Annotated in this window: 30 protein-coding genes and 2 pseudogenes; 17 read left to right on the top strand and 15 right to left on the bottom strand. The window is 59.0% G+C overall.

The genetic code is table 11. From position 1 onward, the window contains the following. Positions 1-23 precede the first annotated feature (23 nt). Genes HMPREF3140_RS04420 through HMPREF3140_RS04410 form a run of 3 tightly spaced genes read left to right on the top strand, consistent with a single transcriptional unit; the run spans position 24 to position 2,274 of the window. Positions 24-830 (top strand): MetQ/NlpA family ABC transporter substrate-binding protein, encoded by an 807-nt coding sequence (locus HMPREF3140_RS04420; RefSeq protein ID WP_009308890.1) that lies wholly within the window; start codon positions 24-26, stop codon positions 828-830. Beyond that, a complete protein-coding gene (locus HMPREF3140_RS04415) occupies positions 827-1,618 on the top strand; it encodes a methionine ABC transporter ATP-binding protein (RefSeq protein ID WP_004224747.1) in 792 nt (263 codons plus the stop codon). The genes HMPREF3140_RS04420 and HMPREF3140_RS04415 overlap by 4 nt, the downstream gene beginning before the upstream one ends. After that, the gene (locus HMPREF3140_RS04410; RefSeq protein ID WP_021440109.1) at positions 1,615-2,274 is read left to right on the top strand and encodes a methionine ABC transporter permease; all 660 of its coding nucleotides are present in this window, start codon (positions 1,615-1,617) and stop codon (positions 2,272-2,274) included. The genes HMPREF3140_RS04415 and HMPREF3140_RS04410 overlap by 4 nt, the downstream gene beginning before the upstream one ends. Positions 2,275-2,284: 10 nt before the next feature. On the opposite strand, the gene HMPREF3140_RS04405 is transcribed toward HMPREF3140_RS04410, so the two are convergent. Beyond that, positions 2,285-3,343, bottom strand: coding sequence for an NAD(P)H-dependent flavin oxidoreductase (locus HMPREF3140_RS04405; RefSeq protein WP_032413003.1), 1,059 nt, complete (start codon positions 3,341-3,343; stop codon positions 2,285-2,287). A gap of 89 nt (positions 3,344-3,432) precedes the next feature. Between HMPREF3140_RS04405 and HMPREF3140_RS04400 the strand changes: the two genes are divergently transcribed. Further along, a complete protein-coding gene (locus tag HMPREF3140_RS04400) occupies positions 3,433-4,278 on the top strand; it encodes a LysR family transcriptional regulator (protein WP_023283692.1) in 846 nt (281 codons plus the stop codon). Here the strand turns inward: HMPREF3140_RS04400 and HMPREF3140_RS04395 are convergent. Continuing rightward, positions 4,275-5,432, bottom strand: a complete 1,158-nt coding sequence (locus tag HMPREF3140_RS04395; protein ID WP_032411462.1) for a YbfB/YjiJ family MFS transporter — start codon at positions 5,430-5,432, stop codon at positions 4,275-4,277. The two genes, HMPREF3140_RS04400 and HMPREF3140_RS04395, sit on opposite strands and share 4 nt — an antisense overlap. A gap of 207 nt (positions 5,433-5,639) precedes the next feature. Between HMPREF3140_RS04395 and HMPREF3140_RS04390 the strand changes: the two genes are divergently transcribed. The 6 genes from HMPREF3140_RS04390 to HMPREF3140_RS04365 all read left to right on the top strand — a co-directional run bounded on the left by HMPREF3140_RS04390 (position 5,640) and on the right by HMPREF3140_RS04365 (position 9,746). Beyond that, positions 5,640-6,062 carry a VOC family protein gene (locus tag HMPREF3140_RS04390; RefSeq protein WP_021314335.1) on the top strand — a complete coding sequence of 141 codons (423 nt, stop codon included), beginning with the start codon at positions 5,640-5,642 and terminating at the stop codon, positions 6,060-6,062. A gap of 155 nt (positions 6,063-6,217) precedes the next feature. Continuing rightward, positions 6,218-7,405 (top strand): MFS transporter, encoded by a 1,188-nt coding sequence (locus HMPREF3140_RS04385; protein ID WP_004176220.1) that lies wholly within the window; start codon positions 6,218-6,220, stop codon positions 7,403-7,405. 228 nt (positions 7,406-7,633) lie between these two features. Then, the gene (locus tag HMPREF3140_RS04380) at positions 7,634-7,924 is read left to right on the top strand and encodes a hypothetical protein (RefSeq protein WP_002904624.1); all 291 of its coding nucleotides are present in this window, start codon (positions 7,634-7,636) and stop codon (positions 7,922-7,924) included. A 208-nt stretch (positions 7,925-8,132) separates the two neighbouring features. Beyond that, positions 8,133-8,894 (top strand): trans-aconitate 2-methyltransferase, encoded by a 762-nt coding sequence (tam, locus tag HMPREF3140_RS04375; RefSeq protein ID WP_004176221.1) that lies wholly within the window; start codon positions 8,133-8,135, stop codon positions 8,892-8,894. A 160-nt stretch (positions 8,895-9,054) separates the two neighbouring features. Next, a complete protein-coding gene (locus HMPREF3140_RS04370; RefSeq protein ID WP_002904619.1) occupies positions 9,055-9,375 on the top strand; it encodes a carboxymuconolactone decarboxylase family protein in 321 nt (106 codons plus the stop codon). Further along, positions 9,366-9,746 carry a tautomerase family protein gene (locus tag HMPREF3140_RS04365; RefSeq protein WP_002904617.1) on the top strand — a complete coding sequence of 127 codons (381 nt, stop codon included), beginning with the start codon at positions 9,366-9,368 and terminating at the stop codon, positions 9,744-9,746. The genes HMPREF3140_RS04370 and HMPREF3140_RS04365 overlap by 10 nt, the downstream gene beginning before the upstream one ends. A gap of 210 nt (positions 9,747-9,956) precedes the next feature. On the opposite strand, the gene HMPREF3140_RS04360 is transcribed toward HMPREF3140_RS04365, so the two are convergent. The 7 genes from HMPREF3140_RS04360 to sad all read right to left on the bottom strand — a co-directional run bounded on the left by HMPREF3140_RS04360 (position 9,957) and on the right by sad (position 17,132). Further along, entirely contained in the window at positions 9,957-10,403 is a 447-nt protein-coding gene (locus HMPREF3140_RS04360) for a GNAT family N-acetyltransferase (protein ID WP_002904604.1), read from the bottom strand. Positions 10,404-10,656: 253 nt separating this feature from the next. Then, positions 10,657-12,108, bottom strand: a complete 1,452-nt coding sequence (locus HMPREF3140_RS04355; protein ID WP_032411458.1) for a tagaturonate reductase — start codon at positions 12,106-12,108, stop codon at positions 10,657-10,659. A 113-nt stretch (positions 12,109-12,221) separates the two neighbouring features. Next, on the bottom strand, positions 12,222-12,752 hold the full coding sequence (locus tag HMPREF3140_RS04350; RefSeq protein WP_002904601.1) for a GNAT family N-acetyltransferase: 531 nt from the start codon (positions 12,750-12,752) through the stop codon (positions 12,222-12,224). 77 nt (positions 12,753-12,829) lie between these two features. Next, positions 12,830-14,254, bottom strand: a complete 1,425-nt coding sequence (locus tag HMPREF3140_RS04345; protein WP_032411455.1) for a GGDEF domain-containing protein — start codon at positions 14,252-14,254, stop codon at positions 12,830-12,832. A 114-nt stretch (positions 14,255-14,368) separates the two neighbouring features. Then, positions 14,369-14,737, bottom strand: a complete 369-nt coding sequence (locus HMPREF3140_RS04340) for a DUF4186 domain-containing protein (RefSeq protein ID WP_002904598.1) — start codon at positions 14,735-14,737, stop codon at positions 14,369-14,371. Beyond that, positions 14,737-15,684: a glutaminase B gene (gene glsB / locus HMPREF3140_RS04335; protein ID WP_004143533.1), complete on the bottom strand. Its 948-nt coding sequence runs from the start codon at positions 15,682-15,684 to the stop codon at positions 14,737-14,739. The genes HMPREF3140_RS04340 and glsB overlap by 1 nt, the downstream gene beginning before the upstream one ends. 59 nt (positions 15,685-15,743) lie before the next feature. Continuing rightward, positions 15,744-17,132, bottom strand: coding sequence for a succinate-semialdehyde dehydrogenase (gene sad / locus HMPREF3140_RS04330; RefSeq protein ID WP_015958390.1), 1,389 nt, complete (start codon positions 17,130-17,132; stop codon positions 15,744-15,746). Between the two features lie 101 nt (positions 17,133-17,233). Here sad and ptrR point away from each other — a divergent pair, with 101 nt between their 5' ends. Then, entirely contained in the window at positions 17,234-18,112 is an 879-nt protein-coding gene (gene ptrR / locus HMPREF3140_RS04325) for a putrescine utilization regulator PtrR (RefSeq protein WP_002904495.1), read from the top strand. Here ptrR and HMPREF3140_RS04320 read toward each other — a convergent pair. Then, positions 18,066-18,548: a GNAT family N-acetyltransferase gene (locus HMPREF3140_RS04320; RefSeq protein ID WP_002904493.1), complete on the bottom strand. Its 483-nt coding sequence runs from the start codon at positions 18,546-18,548 to the stop codon at positions 18,066-18,068. The genes ptrR and HMPREF3140_RS04320 overlap by 47 nt on opposite strands. A 144-nt stretch (positions 18,549-18,692) precedes the next feature. Here HMPREF3140_RS04320 and HMPREF3140_RS04315 point away from each other — a divergent pair, with 144 nt between their 5' ends. Beyond that, a complete protein-coding gene (locus HMPREF3140_RS04315; RefSeq protein ID WP_002904491.1) occupies positions 18,693-19,637 on the top strand; it encodes an L-lactate dehydrogenase in 945 nt (314 codons plus the stop codon). 14 nt (positions 19,638-19,651) lie between these two features. Here the strand turns inward: HMPREF3140_RS04315 and HMPREF3140_RS28130 are convergent. Further along, positions 19,652-19,765 (bottom strand): annotated as a pseudogene (locus tag HMPREF3140_RS28130) (DeoR/GlpR transcriptional regulator); the annotation flags it as partial. Here HMPREF3140_RS28130 and HMPREF3140_RS04310 point away from each other — a divergent pair. Continuing rightward, positions 19,734-19,940: pseudogene (locus HMPREF3140_RS04310) on the top strand (SDR family oxidoreductase); the annotation flags it as partial. The pseudogenes HMPREF3140_RS28130 and HMPREF3140_RS04310 sit on opposite strands and share 32 nt — an antisense overlap. A 63-nt stretch (positions 19,941-20,003) precedes the next feature. Here HMPREF3140_RS04310 and HMPREF3140_RS04305 read toward each other — a convergent pair. After that, positions 20,004-20,795, bottom strand: a complete 792-nt coding sequence (locus HMPREF3140_RS04305; RefSeq protein WP_032411453.1) for a PhzF family phenazine biosynthesis protein — start codon at positions 20,793-20,795, stop codon at positions 20,004-20,006. A 201-nt stretch (positions 20,796-20,996) separates the two neighbouring features. Between HMPREF3140_RS04305 and HMPREF3140_RS04300 the strand changes: the two genes are divergently transcribed. Beyond that, entirely contained in the window at positions 20,997-22,196 is a 1,200-nt protein-coding gene (locus tag HMPREF3140_RS04300; RefSeq protein ID WP_002904407.1) for a sugar transporter, read from the top strand. A 68-nt stretch (positions 22,197-22,264) separates the two neighbouring features. On the opposite strand, the gene HMPREF3140_RS04295 is transcribed toward HMPREF3140_RS04300, so the two are convergent. Together HMPREF3140_RS04295 and HMPREF3140_RS28605 are read right to left on the bottom strand one after the other, a co-directional pair. Then, on the bottom strand, positions 22,265-22,933 hold the full coding sequence (locus HMPREF3140_RS04295) for a MarC family NAAT transporter (protein ID WP_002904403.1): 669 nt from the start codon (positions 22,931-22,933) through the stop codon (positions 22,265-22,267). Positions 22,934-22,976: 43 nt separating this feature from the next. Further along, positions 22,977-23,105: a hypothetical protein gene (locus tag HMPREF3140_RS28605; protein WP_075551531.1), complete on the bottom strand. Its 129-nt coding sequence runs from the start codon at positions 23,103-23,105 to the stop codon at positions 22,977-22,979. Positions 23,106-23,194: 89 nt separating this feature from the next. Here HMPREF3140_RS28605 and marR point away from each other — a divergent pair, with 89 nt between their 5' ends. The 3 genes from marR to marB are packed head-to-tail and all read left to right on the top strand — an operon-like array spanning position 23,195 to position 24,283. Continuing rightward, positions 23,195-23,629: a multiple antibiotic resistance transcriptional regulator MarR gene (gene marR, locus HMPREF3140_RS04285; protein ID WP_004143563.1), complete on the top strand. Its 435-nt coding sequence runs from the start codon at positions 23,195-23,197 to the stop codon at positions 23,627-23,629. A 20-nt stretch (positions 23,630-23,649) separates the two neighbouring features. Then, positions 23,650-24,024: an MDR efflux pump AcrAB transcriptional activator MarA gene (gene marA, locus HMPREF3140_RS04280; RefSeq protein WP_002904397.1), complete on the top strand. Its 375-nt coding sequence runs from the start codon at positions 23,650-23,652 to the stop codon at positions 24,022-24,024. A 40-nt stretch (positions 24,025-24,064) separates the two neighbouring features. Further along, positions 24,065-24,283 (top strand): multiple antibiotic resistance protein MarB, encoded by a 219-nt coding sequence (gene marB / locus HMPREF3140_RS04275; protein ID WP_002904394.1) that lies wholly within the window; start codon positions 24,065-24,067, stop codon positions 24,281-24,283. Positions 24,284-24,332: 49 nt separating this feature from the next. Here the strand turns inward: marB and eamA are convergent, their stop codons facing one another. Continuing rightward, the gene (gene eamA, locus HMPREF3140_RS04270) at positions 24,333-25,232 is read right to left on the bottom strand and encodes an O-acetylserine/cysteine exporter (protein ID WP_004143566.1); all 900 of its coding nucleotides are present in this window, start codon (positions 25,230-25,232) and stop codon (positions 24,333-24,335) included. Positions 25,233-25,404: the final 172 nt, after the last annotated feature.

The raw sequence follows: 25,404 nt of genomic DNA, 5'->3' as shown, positions 1-25,404 counted from the left end.
CCATAACTAAAAAGGAACACACCATGAAATATGCCGCTTTTAAACTGGCAGGGGTCGCACTGTCTCTTTCTCTGGTATGGACGTCTGCCCAGGCTGCCGCGCTGCGCGTCGCCGCGGACCCGGTTCCCCACGCGGAGATCCTCAACTACATCAAAAAAATCGATCCCAGCCTCGATCTGAAGGTGGTGGAGCTGACCAGCGGGGTCAACGCCAATGAACTGCTGGCCAGTGGCGATGTGGATGCCAACTACTTCCAGCATGTTCCCTATCTGAAGGATCAGGAAAAAGCGCTGGGTAAAACCTTTGCCGTCGCGGCCACCGTGCATATTGAGCCGCTGGGAATTTACTCGCATAAGCATAAAGATTTCTCATCACTGCCGGAAAACGCCACCGTGGCGGTGCCGAATAACACCACCAACCTGAGCCGGGCGCTGTTCCTGCTGCAGGCGCAGAAGCTTATTAAGCTGGATCCCAAATTTACCGATCCGGCCACCACCCTGGCGACGCCGAAGGATATTGTCGAGAACCCGAAACACCTGAAGATTCTGGAGATTGAATCGCCGCAGATCCCGCGCTCCCTCGATGATGTCGACCTGGCGGTGATTAACGGCAACTACGCGCTGGAAGCCGGCCTGGTGCCAGCGAAGGATGCCCTGGGGCTGGAAAGCGCCGAGCATAACCCGTACGCCAATATTCTGGTGACCACCCCAGCCCTGGCGAATGACCCGCGCATTAAGGCGCTGGCGAAAGATCTGACCTCGCCGCAGGTGGCGGAGTTTATCCGTAAAACCTACAACGGCTCGGTGATCCCGGTGGCCCCTCAGTCATGATAACCATCGAAGGGCTGAGCAAAACCTACGCCGGAACCGGCCGACCGGCGCTGAACGATATCGCGTTGCAGATACCGAAAGGGGCAATATACGGCATTCTCGGGCGCAGTGGCGCCGGCAAAAGTACGCTCATCCGCTGTCTCAATTTACTGGAGCGGCCCACCTCGGGCCGCATTCTGGTGAACGGACAGGATATTACCCAGTTGAACAAGGCGGCGCTGCGGGATTATCGCCTGCGCACCGGGATGATTTTCCAGCACTTCAATCTGCTGCATGCCCGCACCGTCGCTGGCAACGTCGCGGTGCCGCTGGAGATTGCCGGAGTGCCGAGGGCCGCTCGCGAGGCTCGGGTGCGCGAACTGCTGGAGCTGGTGGATCTCAGCGAAAAGGCCGCTGCTTTCCCGTCACAGCTTTCCGGCGGGCAAAAGCAGCGCGTCGGCATCGCCCGGGCGCTGGCCGCCCGGCCGGAAGTGCTGCTGTGCGATGAGGCGACCAGTGCGCTGGATCCCGAGACCACCGCCTCGGTGCTGGCCCTGCTGGCGGATATTAACCAGCGCCTCAATCTGACCATTGTGCTGATTACGCACCAGCTGGAGGTGGTGAAAACCATCTGTGACCACGCGGCGCTGCTGGAACAGGGCGAGATTGTCGAAAGCGGTAAACTTGCCGACCTGCTGGTGACCCCATGGTCGCGGCTGCGCCAGTCGCTGCTGCACGACCCGCAGGCTGAACAGGAATTTCTTACCCGCCACGGCGTTCAGGGGAGGCCATTATGCGGAGTAGCATGAGCTGGGAAGATTTGTGGCCGTTATTACTCGACGGCACGCTGGATACGCTCTATATGGTGGGCCTGGCGGCCCTGTTTACCGTGCTGATCGGGCTGCCCACCGGCGTGCTGTTGTTTATTTCCCGCGCCAACGGGCTGGCGCCGATGCCGAAACTGAACGCGCTGTTAGGCGCGGTGATCAACATCGGCAGGTCGCTGCCGTTTATCGTACTGCTGATCGCCCTGATCCCCTTTACCCGGCTGATCGTCGGCACCACGCTGGGCAGCACCGCCGCCATCGTGCCGGTAACCATCGGCGCCTTTCCATTCTTTGCCCGTCTGACGGAAAACGCGCTCGACGAGGTGGACTACGGGAGAATTGAAGCCATTCTGTCGATGGGCGGCAACGTCTGGCACGTCATTTTTAAATCCCTGCTGCCGGAAGCCCTGCCAACGCTGCTGGCCGGGATCACGCTGACCATCGTGATGCTGATTGGTTTCTCCTCCATGGCCGGTGTGATCGGCGGCGGTGGACTCGGCGACCTCGCCATCCGCTACGGCTATCAGCGGTTTAATAATGAAGTCATGTTTGGCACAGTGCTGATCCTGGTGGCGATGGTCCAGGGGGTGCAAATGGCCGGCGATCGGCTGGTGCGCCGCCTGGCCCACCGCCGCTAGCCGTCAGTCATTAGTTCCAGCCGCTCTCTGCCGCCAGCTGGCGGACCAGACTGGCGGCGTCACACTCGCGGATCAACCCCACCCCCTGCCCGGCCCAGTGGGCGCCATACTCATGGACGCCCTGGGCTTTCGCGGCGGCGGCCAGCGCTTTGCCGATATCATACGCCAGCGGATAATCCGGTACGGCGCTCGCCGGATAGCCTTCCCCCAGCGCACAGAAGGCATTCGCCAGACAGCGTGCCGGACGCCCGGATATCGCGGAGGTCAGCACCGTACGCCCGTCAAGGCTGTTGTGGATCGCCGCGCGGTAGCCGGCGTCGGCGGCCGATTCCGGACACAGTAAAAACGCCGTACCGAGCTGTACGCCCTGCGCCCCCAACTGCATCACGCTGGCGATCCCCGCTCCGTCCATGATGCCCCCGGCGGCCACCACCGGGATGGTTAGTCGACGCCGCAGAAGTTGCACCAGGGTGAAGGTGCTCAGCTGCGCGTCAGGCGCCTGCGGAGCAAAGATCCCCCGGTGCCCGCCCGCCTCATAGCCCTGAGCGACCACCACGTCGATCCCCTGCTGTTCAATCAGCAGCGCCTCCTGCAGCGAAGTCGCTGTCGCCAGGGTAACGATCCCCTGCCGCCGCAGACGCTGGATCGTCTCACCTTCAGGAAGACCAAAATGAAAGCTCACCACCGCCGGCGACAGGTCGAGAAGCAGCTCCAGCATCGGCGCATGACCGATAAATGTCTGGTAGATCTCGCTTAACGAATCCGGTGGCGTACTGCCATAGCGGGCAAAATGGGGACGTAATGTTGTTGCCCAGTCGGCTTCCCGCCGGGCGTCGCGCCGGGGCGGCGCATGGCAGAACAGATTGACATTGAACGGACGGTCCGTCAGCTGGCGGGTGGCGACTATCACCGCTTCCGCCTGGGCAACGGTTGAAGCGCCCAGCCCCAGCGAGCCCAGCGCACCGGCATTACTTACCGCGGCAGCCAGCGCGGGGGTGGAGACGCCCGCCATCGGGGCCTGAATCAGGGGATAATCAATATCAAGAAGCGAAAGCAGCGGGTTGCTCATGGTTTCCTCATGCATTAACGATGCTGGAGGCTTACCATCTCCTTTAAAGATGGTAAGATCAACATTATTATCGTATTGAGAAGAAAAATATGAACCACAGCACACTCGAGATCTTCATTCAGGTGGCAGAAACGCAGAGCGTCACCCAGGCAGCAAAACGGCTGGGCCGCGCACAGTCCAATATCACGACCCGCATTCAGCAGTTGGAAGAGGAGCTTGCCGTTGAGCTCTTCGTTCGCGGCAACAAAAAAATGGTGTTGTCCCCGGCAGGCGTGCAGTTTCTCAGCTATGCCCGGCGGATCCTGAGCCTGGCGGAAGAGGCAAAGCAGGCTCTGCATCCGACAACCCCAGGCGGCAGTCTGCGTCTGGGCGCGATGGAGGCGACCGCCGCCAGCCGGCTGCCGCCGCTGCTTACCCGCTTCCAACAGCAGTGCCCACAGGTGGATATCACCCTCATCACCCAACCGACCCGCCAGTTAACCGAGGGGGTGTTAACCGCCGCTCTTGATGCCGCGCTGGTCTGCCTGCCGCCAGGGGCCGATGGGCAACCTGCCTGTCCCGACGAGCTGGCATTCACCCCGGTGTTTTATGAAACCCTGATGCTGGTCCGTCCGCAGACCCCGGGTCCGCTGCGGTTCGCGGCATTTGCCAGCGGCTGCAGCTACCGCGCGCTGGGAGAACGCTGGCTGGCGGAACAGCAGGCGGCCGTCGAGGTGCATGAGGTCAATTCCTATCACAGCATGCTTGCCTGCGTGGCGTCCGGGCGCTACGCCTGCCTGCTGCCGCAGAGCGTGCTGTCGCTGATGACGCTTCCCGAAAACTGCCTTAGCGAACCGCTGTGCGAGGCGACCACCCAGCTTATCTGGCGCAGCGGCTTGAGCGCCCCCGCCCTGAGCGAGTGGCGTAAGCTGCTGCAAAGCGTGGCGATTGGCTAAGCCTGGCGTTCGGTAAAGACCAGCCCTGCGGCAATCAGCAGCGCCAGCGCCGCGGCATAGAGCGCCGGGTTAAATGAAGCCGCGATCTGATACAGCGCGCCGGCGATAAGCGGCCCGGCAATCTGTCCCACACCGTACAGTGCAGTCATCGCGGCAATCATATTGAAGCTCACCTGATGGCTGAGACTTTTCGCCTTCGGTAGCGCAATGGTTACGGTGCCCATAAAGGTAAAGCCCACCAAAAGCGCGCTTAGCACGCAAAACAGCAATGAAGCGCTGCAGGCTGGAAGGATCACGCCAAGCGCCTGGACGAGCAGGTTGCGGGTCAGCGCTTGCCGGTATCCCCACTTTAGCACCAGCTTATGCCAGATGAGGCAGGACGGCGCGGCCGCCAGACCAAACAGCGCCCACAGATGGACCGGGTCAACGCTCTGCAGCGAACCGGACAGAAACAACGGCAGATAAGTGGCGGTGATGATATAGCCGAAGCCCGCCAGACCGTAAACCATCAAGAGTCGCCACGCCGCGCGACGGGTATCGCTCCCGGACGCAGGCAGGGAGGTCTCAACATGGGAAACCCGCACCAGTGCAGTCGGCGAAGTCAGTAGCCAACGGATCGCCAGCGCCAGCAGCAGACCGGCGCATAATGCGCAGAGCAGCCAGATCTGCTGGCTGGTGAAGCTCAGGGCATGTCCAAGGGCGATCCCCTCCGCGGAGATAAATATCCCCAGCCCCACCCCGGCATACAGCAACGGCGCCCCGTGATGATGCCCCATATGTTCCAGCAGCCACAGCGAACCTGCAATCAGCGTTATCGCGCTCAGCGCGCCGGCGACGGCGCGCTGCGTAATAATGATCCACGGCGAGCTCACCCAGGCCAGCAGCGCCAGGCTAGCGATGGTCAACCCGGCGGAGATAATGCTCAGTCGGGTGGCGGCCCCAGGCTGCACCCGCGCCAGCAGCAACGCACCGACCAGATAGCCAGCGTAATTGGCCGACGCGGCGAGATTGCCCTCGTGCAGGGTTAACAGACCTTCATTAAGCATAAGCGGCAGCACGCCGGTGAAGGCAAAGCGCCCATAGCCCATGCCGATCATCAGTACTATCGATCCAGCCAGTGCCAGCCATAAGGCCTGGCGCGATTGGTTATTCATCCACCACCCCACAATGATTCTCAATTTAAGAACAATAATATTGTATAATTCTTTTTTTATTATGATTAAGAGGTAATGTTGGCGCAAGGCGGATGTTAGTCCGCTATGGTATTTACAGAGAGAAGGTGGCGCCTGGGCACGGCTTAACACACGCCGGGCCGATTTACCGGTACAGTATCAACTCAACTTATGCTCACGGGAGTCATTATGTCGTTCTGTCATATGCGCATTGCCAGGCCGGTCAGCGAACTGGACACCACCGCCAGCATGTATTGCGCCGGGCTGGGACTCGAGCTGCTCGGCAGCTTTACCGAACATGAAGGATTCAGCGGGATAATGCTCGGCGCGCCCGAAGCGGGCTGGCATCTGGAATTCACCCACTGCCGCCACCATCCCGTCACCCCCTCGCCAGGCGATGAAGATCTGCTGGTGCTGTACTATCCGCAGCAGGCGGCATGGGAGGCACAGTGCGCAGCCATGGACGCCGCCGGATTTCTGCGCGTTACGGCGTTTAACCCTTACTGGGAGGTCAATGGCGTCACTTTCGTCGACCGGGACGGCTACCGCACGGTATTGCAAAACCGCGCCTGGGGCATGGTGTGTGATTCGTCGGGTATGGCGGCGAGCTGACGCTGAGCGAGGCGGGCGTTAAGCGCTGTAAAAGCAGTTATTTACATTCGTACAAATATCGTTCCCGTCGGTTACCGATAAAACGCTGTCGCGCCTCGCCAGCGCCCTCACGGCGCGCTATGCTACACATCCCGTTGTATTAACCTCTTATCCCTATGAGCACTTCCGTCAGCACTACACAACTCAATTTGCGCATTATTTCGATCGTTGTTTTTACCTGTATCTGCTATCTCTCCATTGGTCTGCCGCTGGCCGTACTGCCGGGCTATATTCACTATCAGCTGGGCTACAGCACCTTTGTGGCCGGAATTGTGATCAGTCTGCAGTACATATCGACGCTGGTAAGCCGGCCGCACGCCGGGCGCTATACCGATATCTGGGGGCCGAAAAAAGTGGTCAGCCTTGGGATCGTCTGCTGCCTGCTCAGTGGCGCCTTCACGCTACTGGCGGTAGTCCTGCAGGCAACGCCGATGCTGGCCATTGCCGCGCTGCTGGCGGGCCGGGTGTTTCTCGGCGTCGGCGAGAGCTTTACCGCCACCGGCGCCACCCTGTGGGGGATCAAAACCGTCGGCGCGATCCACACGTCGCGGGTTATCTCCTGGAACGGCGTGGCGACCTATGTGGCGATGGCTGTCGGGGCGCCGCTGGGAGTTACCCTCAATCACTATTTTGGCATCAGCGGCTTTGCTACGGTGGTAGTGCTGGTCGCGGCCATCGGTCTGCTGTTCGCTCGTACCCGCCAGGACGTCAAGGTGACCGCCGGCGCCAGAGCGCCCTTTCACGCGGTGGTGCGAAAAATCTGGCCTTACGGCCTGGGGCTGGCCTTTGGCACCGTCGGTTTCGGCGTTATCGCCACCTTTATCACCCTCTACTTCGCCGCGCACAGCTGGCAGGGCGCCGCGTTTACCCTTTCGCTGTTCAGCGTCGGCTTTATCTGCGTTCGCCTGGTGCTGGGAAATACCATTACCCGCTTTGGCGGAGTCCCGGTCTCCCTGGCCTGCTTCATCATCGAAAGTCTCGGCCTGCTGCTTATCTGGCTGGCGCCATCAGCATGGATGGCCGGCGTCGGCGCCTTTCTCACCGGTTCGGGTTTCTCGCTGGTCTTTCCGGCTTTAGGAGTTGAGGCGGTAAAACAGGTGGAAGAGCAAAATCAGGGAACCGCCCTCGGCACCTACTCGGCGTTTCTTGATCTGGCGCTGGGCCTGACCGGGCCGCTGGCCGGCTGGGTCGCCGGGTTCTACGATCTCGCCACGCTGTATCTGCTGGCGGCGATCGTGGTGGCGCTCGCATTCCTGCTGATTTTCCGCGTACATCGGCAACAGCGGCTTGTCGCCAGAGAGTAGTGTGGCCCGGCTCGCGGGCCGCCGCGGTCCGATGACGCCGGCAAAAAATGAATCGGCAATTGACGACGATTCGGCTTCCGTGCCAACATCCCGTCAGCGTCTGGCAACAGATGCATGGACGGTACTGGTAGACAACAGAGTTCGCGCAACGATCCAGCCCGGTACCGTAGTCCAATCCGAATCACTGCCCCACACGGTGAATTCCTGATTCTGGCGGGAAACACAGACATGCACCAAAGTTTTAATCAGCGCGTTCATTTCTATTACTGCGTCCTGGTCGCGCTGAAGATGCACGGAAAATCGAAAAAAGCGGGTGGTATCAGGGGAAAGAATAACTTTCTGCTGAAATGGCTGCGCCGGGCGCAGGATAACAACATTTTTCCTCCCGATATCACCAGTGAAATCGAATGGCTGCGAGGAAAAATTATTCAGGCTGGCTATGACACCGATCTCGAGCCGATGCTGGATTTTGTCTACGCCACCGCCAGCCGCGCCGAGGCGCTCAAAAACGCCGAATAGGCTCCTGCGCCCGCCACGGGCGCAGAGACGTTCCCTGCCATATCTCAATCCCAGGTTCGGCCAACAGCGCAGGCGCAATCCAGCCACGTTCTATTTTGTGACACTGTCACGCATAAAGGTGACCGCTGAGGTTCATTAACCGCTGACATGCCGCCTGACGCGTTCTATGCTTTACCCTGTCTCCCTCCTCACACAGGAACTGCACCCGATGGCCGACTGGAATCCTTCGTTGTATCTGCAATTTGACGCTGAACGTACCCGCCCCGCGGCCGACCTGCTCTCACGTATTGCCCATCTGCAGGTCGAGCACGCCGTCGACCTCGGCTGCGGGCCGGGAAACAGCACCCGCCTGCTACGCGCCGCCTGGCCGTTGGCGACGATCGTCGGTATCGATAACTCCCCGGCCATGCTGGTCCAGGCGGCGCAGGCCTTACCCGACTGCGAATTCATTGATGCCGATATTGCCCGCTGGCGGCCTGCGCAACCGCCAGATGTGATCTATGCCAACGCCTCTCTGCAGTGGCTGACGGATCATGAGACGCTTTTCCCCCACCTGGTAAACCAGCTGGCGGACAACGGAACGCTGGCAGTGCAGATGCCGGATAACTGGCAGGAACCTTCCCATACCCTGATGCGTCAGGTTGCCAGCGAGATGGGGTTGCCGGACCGTGGACGCCAGCCGTTACTCCCGCCCGCCGCCTGGTACGATCTGCTCAGCCGCCAGGGTTGCGAAGTTGATATCTGGCGCACCACCTATTTTCATCCCCTTGCTTCTCATCAGGCGATTGTCGACTGGCTGCAGGGCACCGGGTTACGCCCCTATCTGGCAGGCCTGGACGAGCAGGCCGGAAGCGCGTTTCTCACACGCTATCTCGCATTGCTGGCCGCACACTATCCGTTACAGTGTAACGGGAAGGTGCTCCTGCGTTTCCCACGGCTGTTTATCGTGGCGCGAAAGATCGCCGCCTGACCGTTGGGATAGGTGGGCAGAAAAGCGGAGTGATGAAAGATGTAAAGGATCGGCTATACCATCCTGATTTTCAGGATTGATAATCCCGAACGTTGCGATATTCAATATCTTAGTCAGCGTGCGACAGTGATGACTCCTTTAACCTGCAAAGAGAATCACTATGAGTACTCCTCCTGTCGATCGCCGAACGCTGGCTGCTATCGCCCCAAAGCTAGCCGAGCTGACCGAAACGGTGCTGTTTGGCGATATCTGGGCGCGGAGCGAGCTGTCGCCCCGCGAACGCAGCCTGATCACCCTTTCCGCCCTGACGGCGCAGGGCAAAACTGAACAGCTGCCGTGGCACATCGCGTTCGGCTATCAGAATGGCCTGAGCCGGGAAGAAATTGTCGAATTGTTTACCCATCTGGCGTTCTATGCCGGTTGGCCGGCGGCGGCCAGCGCCCTGACCTGCCTGAACGCGCAGGAGGCGTCATGCCCCTGACCCGAATTTCGCTTGGCACCGCCTGGCGTCCCGCGGAGTTTGCTCAATTGTCGGCGCTCTTTCATGAGTGTCTGGTGGCGGAGTTCGACGTTCCGTCAGCAGATAGATTTCAGTTTATCGAACGGGCCGCCGATGAGCAGCGCATTTACGACCCGCACTACCTCAGCGAAGGACGCAGCGCCCGCTTCGTGCTGTTTCATATTTTCGCCGGAAAACCGCGCAGCCGGGCGCAGAAACAGGGACTCTATCGCCGGCTCTGCGCGCGGTTAGACGACGAGATGGCGGTCAGCCCGCAGGACGTGATGGTGGTTATCCAGTTTAACCAACTGGAGGACTGGAGTTTTAGCGCAGGGAAGATGGCGGATGAATGAGACAGGCGGCGCCGCAAGAGGCGCCGCGTTTCAGATGATATAATTTACTACCACGCGAGATGATGCACCAGCGAGAGATCCCAGGCCGTTGCCAATAGCGAAAGAAACATAATCACATTGACCACTGTTTCAAGACGTTTTTCCATCGTTGCTTCTCCTGAGCCTGTTTCCCCTGTTATAGCGGGAAAAGCTTAACAACCTCTTACCGCTTCAGGACTCAAGCGTGATCCTGTAGCGTACGTAATCGTCAGCCGGGGTAAACTCATCATACAGATGACGGGCGGGATTATCACGGCGCGTATGCCAGTACAGCCGCGACCAGCCTTTGTCCGCCCCTTCGCTTTGCAGCGACTTAATCATGGTTCTGGCAATACCCTGTCCACGGAAGGCGGGATCGACAAACAGATCCTCCAGATAGCAGATCGGCGTGGTAACCCAGGTTCCCTCATGAAGAACACAGATAGCGAAGCCGACCACCGCATCATCCACCACCGCGACTCTACCCAATACAGACGAGTTTACATCCAGCATCCGCTGCCAGGTGCATTCGGTCACCTCTTCCGGCTGCGGGCTACCGTAAAAACGAGTGTAGCCTTGCCAAAGCTGAAGCCATTCGGCTTTGTCGTGGGGCCGTACTTCCCGGATATCGATGACCATGAGAGTTTCCTTACAGATGAATGCATTAGCCTGCGAATATTGGCAGGAGATATGAGTTGAGGTCATTATTTTCCTGCGCAGATATTTGTTCAAGCGCTTCGGCCATAATTCTCCTGCTGTTCGGAACGATTTGGCACTAAAAAGCCGTATGCAGAGGAGCCACTAACCGGCTGTTACAGGTTAGTATAATAGTATGTTGTAACTAATAAAAATCCTGCACAACCCGGCCGCAGCCGGGTGTATAGATGGACTATCAGCAAAGAGGTTTGACGGCGTCGCGCATACCGCAGGTCAGGATAGCGTCAAGGTCGGCAGTCACCAGCTCCACCAGCCCCGGGATCTGGTTCAGATCCTGCTGCCAGTGATCCGCCACGCTGAGCACGGCGGTGACCAGCTCGCGAGTGCTCATCTGGCCATCGCGATGGCGGGCCCACAGCGTTTGATAGCGCGATATCCAGTCGGCGTCATCCTGTACTGGATAGCTCTCACCATCCCGCTCTCCCCGGTAAAAGGCGATCAGCGCCGCCAGGGCAAAGGTCAGACGCGGCGGCAGCGCGCCATGCGCTTTCTGCCCCGCCAGCAGCTGCGGCAGAATACGGGTGCGGTACTTGGTCATGCCGTTGAGCGCAATCGAGAGCAGCTGATGTTTAATATAGGGATTACGGAAGCGCCCTGTCACGGCGCTGGCGAATGACACCAGCTCATCGCGCGGCAGATCCAGCACCGGAATAATCTCGTCATAAATCGCTTTTTCGACAAACGCGCAAATCTCCGCATCGTTCATCGCCTCACCCACGGTGTCGATCCCGGCCTGGAAGGCCACCGGCACCAGCGCGGTGTGCGCCCCGTTGAGGATCGCCACTTTGCGCTCTTTATACGGCTTGATATCGTCCACAATGCGCACATTCAGCGGCAGTTTATCGAGACGCAGCTCGGCCGCCAGCGAGGCAGGCCCCTGGATAACGAACAGGTAGAAATGCTCAGCGGTATCAAGGAAAGCATCTTTATAGCCGGTCTGCGCCTCGAGAGCCGCCACTTCATCACGCGGATAGCCGGTCACAATGCGATCCACCAGCGTCGAACAGAAGGTATTCGCTGAGGTCAGCCAGGTGATAAATGCCTGCGGCAGTTCCCATTCGCTAGCATAGCGCAGCACCAGCGCCTGCAGCGCCTCGCCGTTATAATCGATCAGCTCGCAGGGAATAATCACCCATCCCTTGTCGGCCGCACCGGCGAAATGCTGGTAACGCTCAAACAACAGACGGGTCAGTTTCGCCGGATAACTGACCGGCGGCGCGTCGTCAAACCGATCCCCGGCATGGTAGCTGATGCCCGCCTCGGTGGTGTTGGAGAAGACAAACCGCATCTCCGGGTTATGCGCCAGGCGTAAAAAAGCGTCGAAGTCTGCGTAAGCGCTGATCTCCCGGTTGACCGAGCGGATAAGACGCGCATCGCTGACCGCTTCGCCCTGCTCGTTCAGGCCGCGAATAATAGTCGTGTACAGGCCATCCTGGGTGTTCAGCGAAGGCGGAAAATCTGTGGCGATAGGCCGCACGACCACGATGCCCGCATTCAGGTCGGTATGCTCGTTGAGCAGATCGATCTGCCAGTCAACGAATGCGCGCAGGAAGTTACCTTCCCCAAACTGGATGATACGGTCAGGGTACTGCGCGCCGGGGAAATCACGACGGTTTAAAGTTTTCACAATGGGTTCCCTCTAATAGTAGTCATACAACCTGAGTAATTGGTCCAATAAGTTATCAGGTTTTGCTACCAGTGAAACCCTGTTTTGATCAAAGCAATCTGCAATAGCGGCCGTCAGGGCAGAAACTTATAGAATAGTGAGGTGGCAGTCATTTCGCCGTCGGGCATCAGCGCATAGCGCGGAATTTCCCCCACTTTTTCCCAGCCGCAGCGGGCATAGAACTGTTCCGCCCCGCTGCCGGTCGCCGTGTCCAGCACCAGCACCGTCTTCCTTTCCCGCCGGGCAATGCGCTCCAGCTCGCTCATCAATGCCTGGGCGATCCCCTGGCGGCGGACATTTTGGTGAACCAATAATTTGGCGACATCCGCTCGATGGGGCTGGTTTTCCGGTTGACTGGTGATAAGTTGCACGGTGCCAACGGGACGTTCCTCCGCGTCGAAGGCGGCCAGCACAATGCGCTCCCCGGCCGCCACGCTGTCGGCAGTGCGTTGCCAGAACGTTATCGCCGTTTGCGGCGCGAAAGGCAGCATAAAGCTCACCGAGGCGCCGCCGTTGACGCAGCTTGCCAGGATCTCGCTTAATGCCGGGAGGTGATGGAGAATATCGTCACGCGAGAGCGTGCGCAGTGAAAAGGATGTGGTCATAAAAGCTCCCTGTTATCGACCACATCACTATGTTTTTAACCAAAAATTAGCACAAGTAGGATCCCGATAGGATTTTCTTATGGCGCGCTTTCGGTCAGCGTCGGCATACAAATTTGGTTACGACCGCTCTGTTTGGCTTTCACCATCTCATCGTCCGCCGCCAACAGCAGCTGGTTAAACAGCTCGGTGATGCGGGCGTGGCCTACCTCGCGCGTCTCCAGTCCCAGACTGATGGTCAGGTGGATCGGGTTCTGGCCCAGGCCGAAAGGCTGCGACTCCACCCCGTGACGGATCTTTTCCGCCAGCAAATAGCCCTGCTGGGCGCTGTCGACGACGGCGGCCACCGCAAACTCTTCGCCGCCGATACGGGCCACCATCCCCTGCTCACCCACCAGCTGTCGAACCTGCTGGGCAAACTGGGTCAGCACGCAATCGCCGCCTTCATGGCCCAGAGCATCATTCACCCGTTTGAAGCCATCAATATCCAGCACCATCACCGTCAGCAGCTTATCCGCCGGCAGCGTCTGACGCTTCAACGCTTCGCTCAGTCCGGAACGGGAATAGACGCGGGTCTGAAAGTCAAAATCGGCGCGCAGGGCCAGCTGCTTCACCAGCGTGTTAATCGCTTCGACACTGGATGCGACAATCACCGGGCTAATCAGCATGGCGGCAATTCCGAGGCGGGTGGAGAACAGCTGCCACGGCTGCATTCGCGCATCTGGCGAAAAGTGAATTAACGAATTAGCGACCAGCAGTATTTCGCCGATGCCAGTGAGAAAAGTCAGCAGACAGGTCAGCGGCAGCGGATAGCGTACAGCGCACCAGATCAAAGCCGGTAACGGGAAGGTAATGCTGCCCGCGCCGCCTACCGCCACGCCAAGCGCAATTGACAGGACCAGCGCCAGCACCGGCAGCAGCTGGCGAAAGCGAAAACCGCTTAATGCCGAAGGCAGCGTCAGGGTCAGAATAAAGGGCAGGATTAATACCGCCGTCGAGAACTGTTCGCTAAACCAGTCCGCCAGCTGGGGAACGAAGGTGGCGCGTTCAACATCCACCGACCCCAGCGCGCCGACCGCTGCGCACAGTAAGGCGGCTAACAGGCAGAAACAGAATAAATTAAGCGCGTTTATCGGGCCCGGCATGGAGTCGGCGCGACGTTTATCCCACAGCACCAGCTGCGCCAGCGTCACAATAAAGACAATATTGGAAAAGTTAATCAGCAATGAGGCAAAGCCCATTCCCCAGCGCGAGGTTAATCCGTCATAGACCAGCATTGCCGCAAAACAGACGGCATAAAAATAGCTGCGGTTAAGCCATACATAGCGTGCAAAAATCCCGGCCATCACTGCATTGAGCGGCCAGAAGAAAGAGAGCTCCTGCACCAGACGCAGCATAGCGCCAAGAAAATGCAGCAGTAGCGTTAACGTAAATAAGACCAATGCATCGCGCAAGGGTTGTTCTTCACGAAACAGCGTAAATGACCGAATCGACAGTGAAGACATTCAGTAATTATCCGTCTAATTGTTTCAGGAAATTATTATGTTAATAGTTAGTTAGCGGATTATCATAACATGAGAATATTTATCAGGCATACTCCGGCGCCGATCAAATGCAAATTAGCGCACAGACGGCGCATTCATTTGTAGCACCAGCCAGCGGTGGATGACCTGCACGATATAGTCCTGTTCCGGCTCGCTCAGCGCGCGGCCGTGGGGAATGGCATGCCATTTTTCCAGGCAGCCGCGACAGCAGGTAGCGGTCGCGTGCTGGGCGATAAACACCGGGTGACCGCGCATCGGCGTCTGCTTGCCATCATTGATCGGCGCAGCGGGCGCCAGCCGCTGGCGAATAAAGTCTGCGGCATGCCGATCAATGACCTCCGGTCCCTTATCGAGACAATATTGCCGCTCTTTCCCCCCCAGACGGAAGCGTGAGCGAAACGTCGAGCGCGCCAGGCGCGCAAACAAGCGATCCTGATCGACCATCAGAACACCGACCTCCCCATCCGCTGAGTCAGTTTTTCCAGCATCGCCACGCCGGCCAGCGAGTTCCCGGCGTCGTCAAGCTCCGGGCTCCACACGGCGATCGCCATCTCCTGCGGGACAATCGCCACGATCCCGCCGCCGACGCCCGATTTCGCCGGCAGGCCAACGCGCCAGGCGAATTCACCGGCGTTCTGGTACATGCCGCTGGTCATCATCAGGGCATTCACCTGGCGGGACTGGATGGGCGCAATAACCGGCGCGTCGAGATGCGGGGCAATGCCGCGGTCGGCGAGAAACAGAAAGGTTCGCGCCAGCTCAACGCAGCTCATCTCCAGAGAACAATAGTGGAAATAGTTCTGCAGCACGGTGGCGACGTCGTTATGGAAGTTACCAAAGGATTTCATCAGCCAGGCGATGGCGGCGTTGCGCGCCGAATGCTCAAACTCTGAGCGAGCCACCACCGGATCGTAGGCGATATCGGCCACGCCGCTCAGACGGCGGACAATCTCCAGCATCCGCTGACGCGGGGCGCTGAGCCGGCTCTGCAGCATGTCGCAGACCACCAGTGCCCCGGCGTTGATAAACGGGTTGCGCGGTTTGCCCTGCTCGATCTCCAGCTGCAGAAGCGAGTTAAAGGGCTGGCCGGAAGGATCTTTCCCCACCCGCTGCCAGATCTCCTCCTCCTGATAGTGGTTCATGGCCACCACCAGGCTCAATACCTTGGAGATTGACTGGATGGAAAAACGTTCATGGGCATCGCCAGCGGCAAAGTGCTGACCGTCCACCGTACTGATCGCGATACCAAGCTTGTCGCCGCTGACGCTGGCCAGCGCCGGAATATAATCCGCCACTTTTCCGCGGCCAATCAGCGGCCTGATTTCTGCCAGAATGGCTTCCAGCATTGCATTATTGATAACCGTCGCCACACGCGGCTCCTTGCCCACCATCAAAATTCGGTGGGCGAGTATAGCAGACGTGGACGACGGTCGTCAGGGGCTAACGTTGATTAGCGACGGTCTTTCCAGACGGTCTGCGCATTACAGAACTCGTGCAGGCCAAAATGCGACAGCTCGCGGCCAAAACCGCTCTTCTTCACGCCGCCGAAGGCCACGCGGGCGTCGCTGGCGCAGTAGCCATTGAGGAAGACGCCGCCGCACTCCAGCTCGCGGGCAAAGCGCTGGGCCTGCGCCTCGTCGGTGGTATAGACCGTGGCGGACAGGCCAAACTCGCTGTCGTTGGCGAGGGCCAGTGCATGGTCAGCGTCGCGAGCGGTGGTCAGGGTTGCTACCGGACCAAACAGCTCCTGACGAAAGCCGGTCATCCCGGCGGTGACGTTGCCCAGCACCGTTGGCGCATAGTAGTTGCCCGCCCCTTCGATTTTTTCCGCGCCCAGCAGCAGAGTCGCTCCTTCATCAAGGGTCGCCGTTACCTGCTGGTGCAGTTCATCGCGTAAATCGAACCGCGCCATCGGTCCGACGTAGTTTTGCTCATCGCGCGGGTCGCCCATCTTCAGCGCTGCCACGGCGTCGACAAATTTGCGGGTGAAGGCCTCGGCAATGCCGGCTTCGAGAATAAAGCGTTTCGACGCCGCACACACCTGGCCGCTGTTCTGATAGCGGCCGGTGACGGCGGCTTTTACCGCTTCATCGAGATCGGCATCGTTGAGCACGATAAAGGGATCGGATCCCCCCAGCTCAAGCACGCATTTCTTCAGCGCCGCGCCCGCCTGGGCGCCAATCGCCTTCCCGGCGCGGACGCTGCCGGTGACGGTCACCGCCGCGATGCGGTCGTCATTGATAATCTGCGAAACGCCGTCATTAGTGGCGTTCACCCAACCAAATACACCATCCGGCAGGCCGGCGGCGGCAAAAATCTCGCCCAGCAGACGGGCGCTGCCCATCACGTTCGGGGCATGCTTCAGCAGATAGCTGTTGCCGGCCAGCAGGATCGGCACCGCGCCGCGCATCACCTGCCAGACCGGGAAGTTCCACGGCATGACCGCCAGTATGGCGCCCAGTGGACGATACTCTATTACCGCCTGGTTATTTTCCACCAGGGTAGCTTCCGTCGCCAGCATCGCCGGGCCGTGTTCAGCGTACCAGTCGCAGAGGTTGGCCGATTTCGCCACCTCGCCGCGCGCCTGAGCGATCGGCTTGCCCATCTCAAGGGTGATCATCTGGGCCACCTCTTCGCCACGGGCGCGCAGCGCGGCCCCGATGCGGCGCAGGGCATCGGCGCGGTCGGCAAGCGGCGTCTGACGCCACTGGCGATAGCCCGCCGCGGCGAGCGTGATCGCCGCGTCGACCTCGCGTTCGCTGGCCCACGGCAGCGAGGAGACCACCTCACCGGTAGTCGGATTGACGGAGACGGCGTGCGTTGCAGATAAATTCATCATTATTCTCTCTCATTGCTTGCGAAGTGTCCGTATTCTGGCTTACCTTTCCATTCATTAAAAATGAATAATATTAAGCAATGCATTCACAAAAGAAGAATATCATGGACCTGACTCAGCTAGAGATGTTTAACGCTGTCGCCAGCACCGGCAGCATTACCCAGGCGGCGCAGAAAGTGCATCGCGTGCCGTCCAACCTCACCACCCGCATCCGCCAGCTGGAGGCCGACCTCGGCGTTGAGCTGTTTATCCGCGAGAACCAGCGCCTGCGCCTGTCGCCTGCGGGACACAGCTTTTTGCGCTATAGCCAGCAGATCCTCGCCCTGGTGGACGAGGCGCGAATGGTGGTGGCGGGCGACGAACCCCAGGGGCTGTTTTCTCTTGGTTCGCTGGAGAGCACCGCGGCGGTACGGATCCCCAGCACTCTGGCCCACTTTAATCAGCGCTACCCGAAAATTCATCTGGCGCTCTCAACCGGCCCTTCCGGGACGATGATCGACGGCGTACTGGAGGGCGCCCTGAGCGCCGCGTTTGTCGACGGCCCGCTGGTGCATCCGGGCCTGGAGGGGCTGCCGGTGTTCCCTGAAGAGATGATGATCGTCGCCCCCTACGGCCACGCACCCATCACCCGCGCCAGCGAAGTGAACGGGGCCAACGTCTACGCCTTTCGCGCCAACTGTTCCTATCGCCGGCATTTTGAGAGCTGGTTTCATGCCGACAGAGCGACCCCGGGCAGGATCCACGAGATGGAGTCTTACCACGGGATGCTGGCCTGCGTCATCGCCGGCGCCGGCCTGGCGTTGATCCCGCGCAGCATGCTGGAGAGTATGCCCGGCCATCAGCAGGTTTCCGCCTGGCCGCTGGCCGAAGAATGGCGCTGGCTCACCACCTGGCTGGTGTGGCGCCGGGGCGCCAAAACCCGCCAGCTGGAGGCGTTTATAGCGCTGCTGAACGAAGATCGGCAAACAGTGGTTTCTCCATAAACACGCTGAGCGGATCGGGTTGATACGGCGCAAACGCGCAGCGGGTCTGGTAGCCGTTGCGCGTGTAGAGGGCGATGGCCGCATGCTGATGGATACCGGTCTCCAGGCGCAGGGTATGGCAGTCGCGCTGACGCGCTTTCGCTTCCAGCGCCGCCAGCAGCTTTTCTCCCAGCTGCTGGCCGCGGTGCTGGGGATCGATATAGACCCGCTTCATCTCGCCAAAGCCTTCCTCACTGAGGACAATAGCCCCGCAGCCAACGGCCTCGCCCTGCGGGCTGCGGATCGCCAGGGCGATGACCGTCTGCGGCGGCAGCTGGCTAAGGTCCAGCAGGTGGTTGCTCTCCGCCGGGTAGAGGGTCTCCTGCCAGGCGTCGAGGGCGGCAATCAGGGCGATAAATTCGGCGTCGGTAGGGGCGATGTCGGTGATGGTGTACATAGGTGAGCTCCTTTTTTACCCCACTGTAGCGCGGCCGGCGGCTTTTCCCGACATAGCATTAACTTATATTGCCGCCCGCCTATTGCGCTAACCCACTGAAACACAGTAATTTTATCCCCTGCCGTTCGTACTTGAGATCTGAATATGCACACCAAAGCCCGTAAAGTGATGATTATTGGCGCCGGCAATGTCGGCGCGTCGGCGGCCTACGCCCTGCTCAACCAGAGCATTTGCGAGGAGCTGATCCTCGTCGACCTTAACCAACAGCGCGCTGAGGCCCACGCTCAGGACCTGAGCGACGCCGCGGCCTACCTGCCGGGGATGATGACCATCTCCACCCGCGAGGCCAGCGACTGCGCCGATGTCGATATCGCGGTGATCACCGTCTCCGGCGGCGCGCTGCGCCCCGGCCAGAGCCGGCTGGATGAACTGACCTCCACCGCGAAGATTGTGAAGAGCATTGTGCCGACGATGATGGCCAACGGATTTAACGGCATCTTTCTGGTGGCCACCAACCCCTGCGACATCATCACCTGGCAGGTATGGCAGCTTTCCGGCCTGCCGCGCAGCCAGGTGCTGGGCACCGGCGTCTGGCTGGATACCACCCGCCTGCGTCGCCTGCTGGCGCAGGAACTGGAGATTGGCGCCCAGAGCATCGACGCCTTTATCCTCGGCGAGCATGGCGATACCCAGTTTCCGGTGTGGTCGCACTCCTCGGTATATGGCACGCCAATCGCCGACCTCTACCAGCAGCGCACCGGCCTGCCGCTCGATCGCGAGGCGATGGCTGACAAAGTGCGCAAGCTGGGATTTGAGATCTACGCGGGTAAAGGCTGCACCGAATATGGCGTGGCAGGGACCATCGCCGAGATCTGCCGCAATATCTTCACCGGCAGCCACCGCGCGCTGGCGGTCTCCTGCATTCTTGACGGCGAGTACGGGGTCAGCGGCGCGGCGGCTGGGGTGCCGGCGGTGCTGGCCCAGGGTGGCGTGAAGCAGATCATTGAACTGCAGCTGGCCGGCGAAGAGCAGGCGAAGTTCAGCCAGTCGATCGCGGTGATCAAGGCCAATATCGCCCGTCTGCCCTGACGGCAGCCTGCGAGTCAGTCGGCAATGATCAGCTGCGGGGAAAGGGTCTCCAGCGCCTCGCGGGTTTTATCCGGCAGGTGGGCGTCGGTGACGATATCGGTCAACGTCGTGGCCCCCGGCGCAACCGATACGCCGATGCTTCATCAGCCAGGCAGAGAAAGTTCCCCGCCGCGGCTTCCGCCGCTTGGGCGACTGATTACTCCGCAGGAAGTGGTCTCTCTGGTGAGCTGGTTGCTGAGCGAGGGCGCATCGGCGATGACCGGACAGGAGCTGGTGATGTGTGGCGGCGCATCGCTGGGCTAATGCTATGTCGCCCCGGGGAGCGGAAGTAGATTGCCGCTCTCCGGGGCGACGCGGGGGCCATGATTAACGCAGGTAAACCGTTCCGCGCATATAGGTGGTGGCCTGGCCGCTAATCAGCACACGGTCGCCCTGCCACTGGCAGCGCAGGTCGCCGCCGCGAGCGGAGATCTGGCGCGCCATCATGGTGGTTTTCCCCAGCTTTTCGCCCCACCAGGGGATCAGCATGCTATGGGCGGAGCCGGTGACCGGATCTTCCGGCACCCCTTCTCCCGGGCAGAAGAAGCGGCTGACAAAGTCATACTCTTCATCCGGCGCGCTGACGCAGATCATTTTGCCAAGCGTTCGCAGCCGCGCCATATCCGGTCGCACCGCTTCAACCTGCTGGCGATCCGCCAGCACCACCAGATAATCGCGCCCTTCCCGAACTTCAACGGCGGCCTCGAGTCCTAGCCCGGTCAGCAGATCCGCCGGCGGGTTTTCCACCGGGGAGGTCGACCACGCAGGGAAATCGAGCGTCAGCCAGTCGCCATTACGGGTGACCCGCAGCTCACCAACAAAACGGGTGCTAAAGAGAATCGTCGCCGAAGGATGGTCGAGATATTCGAAAATAACGTGCGCAGCGGCGAGGGTCGCGTGGCCGCAGAGATTGATCTCAGCGAGTGTGGTAAACCAGCGCAGCTCATAGCCCTCGTCGGTACGGACAAAGAAAGCCGTTTCGGATTGATTATGCTGCTGGGCCATTTTCAGGAGCACATCGTCGGCTAACCACTCGCTGAGCGGGCAGATGGCCGCGGCATTGCCGCCAAAGTTTTTATCGCTGAAAGCATCGACCAGATAAAATTGAATTTCCTGCATATCCTGTCCTTACTTTTTTTACTTTCCTTCAACATGACATAAAAGCGCCCCCTTGACACTATCCATAGCAAAATTAATCGCTTAACCGCGGCCAGCCCCTTGCGATGAAATGAGACGCAGATCACAAAATGATTGTCTTTTCGCCAACAATCGTTTTAAGATCAGCGTCACATCTTTCCCTGAATCACCAGTCCAGAGCTTATGACTACGAATACGGTCTCACGCAAGGTAGCGTGGCTACGTGTCGTGACGTTGGCCATCGCCGCGTTTATTTTTAACACCACAGAGTTTGCCCCGGTCGGTCTGTTGTCGGATATTGCCGACAGCTTCGGCATGGAAACCGCCCAGGTGGGCATGATGCTGACCATCTACGCATGGGTGGTGGCGTTAATGTCGCTGCCGTTTATGCTGCTGACCAGCAAAGTGGAGCGCCGGCGCCTGCTTATCGGCCTGTTTATTCTGTTTATCGCCAGCCACGTCCTGTCGTTTTTTGCCTGGAATTTTGACGTGCTGGTGATCAGCCGCATTGGTATCGCCTTTGCGCATGCAGTGTTCTGGTCGATAACATCGGCACTGGCCATCCGCATGGCCCCGCCGGGCAAACGGGCGCAGGCGCTGAGCCTGATCGCCACCGGTACCGCGCTGGCGATGGTGTTTGGTATTCCGATCGGGCGCATTATCGGCCAGTACTTTGGCTGGCGGATGACCTTCCTGGCGATCGGCCTCGGCGCGTTAGCCACCCTGGCCTGCCTCGTAAAACTGCTGCCGACCCTGCCGAGCGAACATTCTGGCTCGCTGAAAAGCCTGCCGGTGCTGTTCCGCCGCCCGGCGCTGGTCAGCGTGTACATTCTGACCGTGGTGGTGGTGACCGCTCATTATACCGCCTACAGCTATATCGAGCCCTTTGTCCAGACGGTAGCGGGCCTGAGCGGCAACTTTGCCACCGTACTGCTGCTGATCCTTGGCGGGGCCGGTATTATCGGCAGCATTCTGTTCGGTAAGCTCGGTAACCAGCACGCGTCGGGGCTGATAAGCCTGGCGATTGCCCTGCTGCTCGCCTGCCTGCTGCTGCTGCTGCCGGCCTCGCATAACCCGCAGCACCTGATGCTGCTCAGCATCTTCTGGGGGGTGGCGATCATGATTATCGGTCTCGGCATGCAGGTGAAAGTGCTGGCCTCCGCTCCGGATGCCACCGACGTCGCCATGTCTCTGTTCTCGGGTATCTTTAATATCGGCATAGGCGCCGGGGCGCTGGTCGGCAGCCAGGTGAGTCTGCATCTTTCCATGGCCTCCGTCGGCTACGTCGGCGCCATTCCGGCGCTGGTCGCGCTGGTCTGGTCGCTGATGATATTCCGTCGCTGGCCGGTATCGCTGGAAGACCATCAGCCGCACCACTCCTGATTCCGTCGCACAAAAAAGCCCGCCGGTATCGCGCCGGCGGGCTTTTTTTCTCTGCGCATCGCGGGCGGTCAGGGATGCCAGGTCGAAATGATCTCCAGCACGCCGTTAATAATAAACTGCACGCCCATGCAGACCAGCAGAAAGCCCATCAGTCGCGAGATGGCCTCGATGCCGCCTTTGCCAACCAGACGCATAATCGCGCCGGAACTGCGCAGACAAGCCCACAGAATCACCCCTAACAGCAAAAAGATGATCGGCGGCGCCGCCAGCACCACCCACTCCGGGAAGTCCACGCCGTGCTTAACGGTCGAGGCGGAGCTAATAATCATCGCGATGGTGCCCGGACCGGCGGTGCTTGGCATCGCCAGCGGCACAAAGGCGATATTGGCGGTCGGTTCATCCTGCAGTTCTTCCGATTTGATCTTCGCTTCCATCGAATCGTGGGCTTTTTGCTGGGGAAACAGCATGCGGAAACCGATAAAGGCCACAATCAATCCGCCGGCGATACGTAGCCCAGGTATTGATATGCCGAATGTATTCATCACCACCTGACCGGCATACCACGACACCATCAGGATGGCGAAGACATACACCGATGCCATTAACGCCTGTTTATTACGCTCGGCGTTGTTCATATTACCGGCCAGGCCAAGGAACAGCGCCACGGTTGTGAGTGGATTCGCCAGCGGTAAAAGCACCGCCAGGCCGAGCCCTATTGCTTTAAACAAATCGAACATAGTTAATTAAAGTCCCGTTAATATTCATTTTTTAAGAATGGTTTCATTCCATGAGTATATCGGCTTCAACAAATTTGACGCCAGCCTGCTGATAAATCACTTCTGCAAAAAAATAACAAGCGTTAGAAAAATCATAAAGAGTGACCCACATCGTACTTTTCCATTTTAGCAAATCGTGGCATCGGCCAATTCATAATGTTGACTTATGATTGCCTGGGCAATAGTATCACTTGCAACTAATTACTTGCCTGGGCAACCATTATGAAAAGTACCAGCGACCTGTTTAATGAAATGATCCCGCTGGGCCGCTTGATCCAGATGGTTAACCAGAAAAAAGATCGCCTGCTCAATGACTACCTCTCACCTATGGATATTACCGCGACCCAGTTTCGCGTGCTCTGCTCCATTCGTTGCGAAGTATGTATTACCCCCGTTGAGCTGAAAACCGTGCTTTCCGTCGACCCGGGCGCGATGACGCGCATGCTCGACCGCCTGGCGTGCAAAGGCTGGATTGAACGGTTACCCAACCCCGCTGACAAGCGCGGCGTGCTGGTGCAGTTGACGCCGGACGGCGCAGCCCTTTGCGAGCAGTGTCATCAGGTTGTGGGTCAGAAGTTACACCAGGAGTTAACGAAAAATCTGTCGGCGGACGAAGTCGCCATGCTTGAGCAACTGCTCAAGAAGGTCCTGCCGTAAAAATAAGAAGAGGTAAGATGATGTCCAGACGTAATAATGACGCCATCACTATCCATAGTATTTTGTCGTGGATCGAGGATAACCTGGAATCGCCCCTGTCGCTGGAAAAAGTGTCTGAGCGCTCCGGTTACTCTAAGTGGCACCTGCAACGTATGTTTAAGAAAGAGACCGGCCATTCCCTCGGCCAGTACATCCGCAGCCGCAAGCTGACGGAGATTGCGCAGAAGCTCAAGCAGAGTAATGAGCCAATCCTGTACCTGGCGGAACGCTATGGTTTCGAGTCGCAGCAGACCCTGACGCGAACGTTCAAGAACTATTTCGATGTTCCGCCCCACAAGTATCGCATAACGAATGTACCTGGCGAATCCCGCTATCTACATCCGCTAAATAACTGATGTTAATCGCCTGCACTATAAAAGACGTATTGAGGAAATCATGAAACTATTCGCTGCCGCAGCTATCGTACTCTTGTCGCTGGCCTCCAGCCTCAGCTATGCGGAGCAAAACACCACGCCGGTGCGTCAAAACCAGCGTGATACAATGATTATCCCTTCCGAACATAATGATTCGCCGTTTGATTTCAATCATATGGCGGCTGGTAATGATAAATCTGACGAACTTGGCGTGCCGTACTACCAGCAGCACGACCTGTGATGCCATTACACGCATAATTGTGTATAGCCCCGTCTCCGGGGCTTTTTTTTTATCCGCGCGCCATCCCAGGCCGCACCAAACGTAAGCCAAAGACATTAATGTAGAGCCCGGCCATAATCAGCACCGCCCCGGTGAGCTGCAGTCCGCTCAGCGTCTCCCCGAGCAGCAGCGCAGCGCTGGCCATTCCCACCACCGGCACCAGCAGCGACAGCGGCGCCACCCGCCAGGTTTCATACCGCCCCAGCAGCGATCCCCAGATGCCATAGCCGACGATAGTGGCGATAAACGCCAGATAAAGCAGCGACAGTATCGTTAGCAGATCGATGTGTTGCAGACTCGCCAGCATGGTCTGCGGGCCATCGATCAACAATGAGGCCAGCATAAACGGCAGCACCGGGATCAGCGCGCTCCAGACCACCAGCGACATGATTGGCGGCCGGCTCGCCTGGGACATGATTTTCTTGTTGAAAATATTGCCGCAGGCCCAGCTGAGCGCCGCCGCGAGGGTCAGCATAAAGCCCACCAGCGGCACATGCTCCCCGCCAAGGCTGCCCTCCACCAGCACCAGCACGCCAAAGATCGCCAGGGCGATCCCCGCCAGCTGCTTGCCCTGCAGACGTTCGCCAAAGACGAAGGCGCCAAGGATGATGGTGAAGAAGGCTTGCGCCTGCAGCACAAGGGAGGCCAGCCCGGCCGGCATACCCAGGCCGATAGCGCAGAACAGAAAGGCGAACTGACCGAAACTTATGGTCAGGCCATAGCCCAGCAGCAGGCGCAGCGGAATAGCTGGCCGGGCGACAAACAGCAGCGCCGGGAAGGCGACCAGCATAAAGCGCAGCCCCGCCAGCATCAGCGGCGGCATATTGTGCAACCCCAGCTTAATCACCACAAAGTTAAGCCCCCACACCACCACTACCAGCAGCGCCAGTAGTCCATCTTTCCTCGTCATACCCCTGCCTCTGTCGTTATTGGAATTTTTGTGAACAAAATCAAAGTAGCGAAAAAGCGGCCGCCGGGATAGATCATTATTTTTGGCAGGCCCGGAAGTGCGCCCGTCGACCGCGATGACCTGTACAAGGCGTAATGGCCGTGTTATTTGTGATCGAAGACATAAAATTATA

This window comes from Klebsiella sp. HMSC16A12, assembly GCF_001808265.1.
GTDB classification, from domain to species: Bacteria; Pseudomonadota; Gammaproteobacteria; order Enterobacterales; family Enterobacteriaceae; genus Klebsiella; species Klebsiella pneumoniae.
Note: the sequence above shows the minus strand (reverse complement) of the source record. Positions and strands in the feature narration are given on the sequence as shown.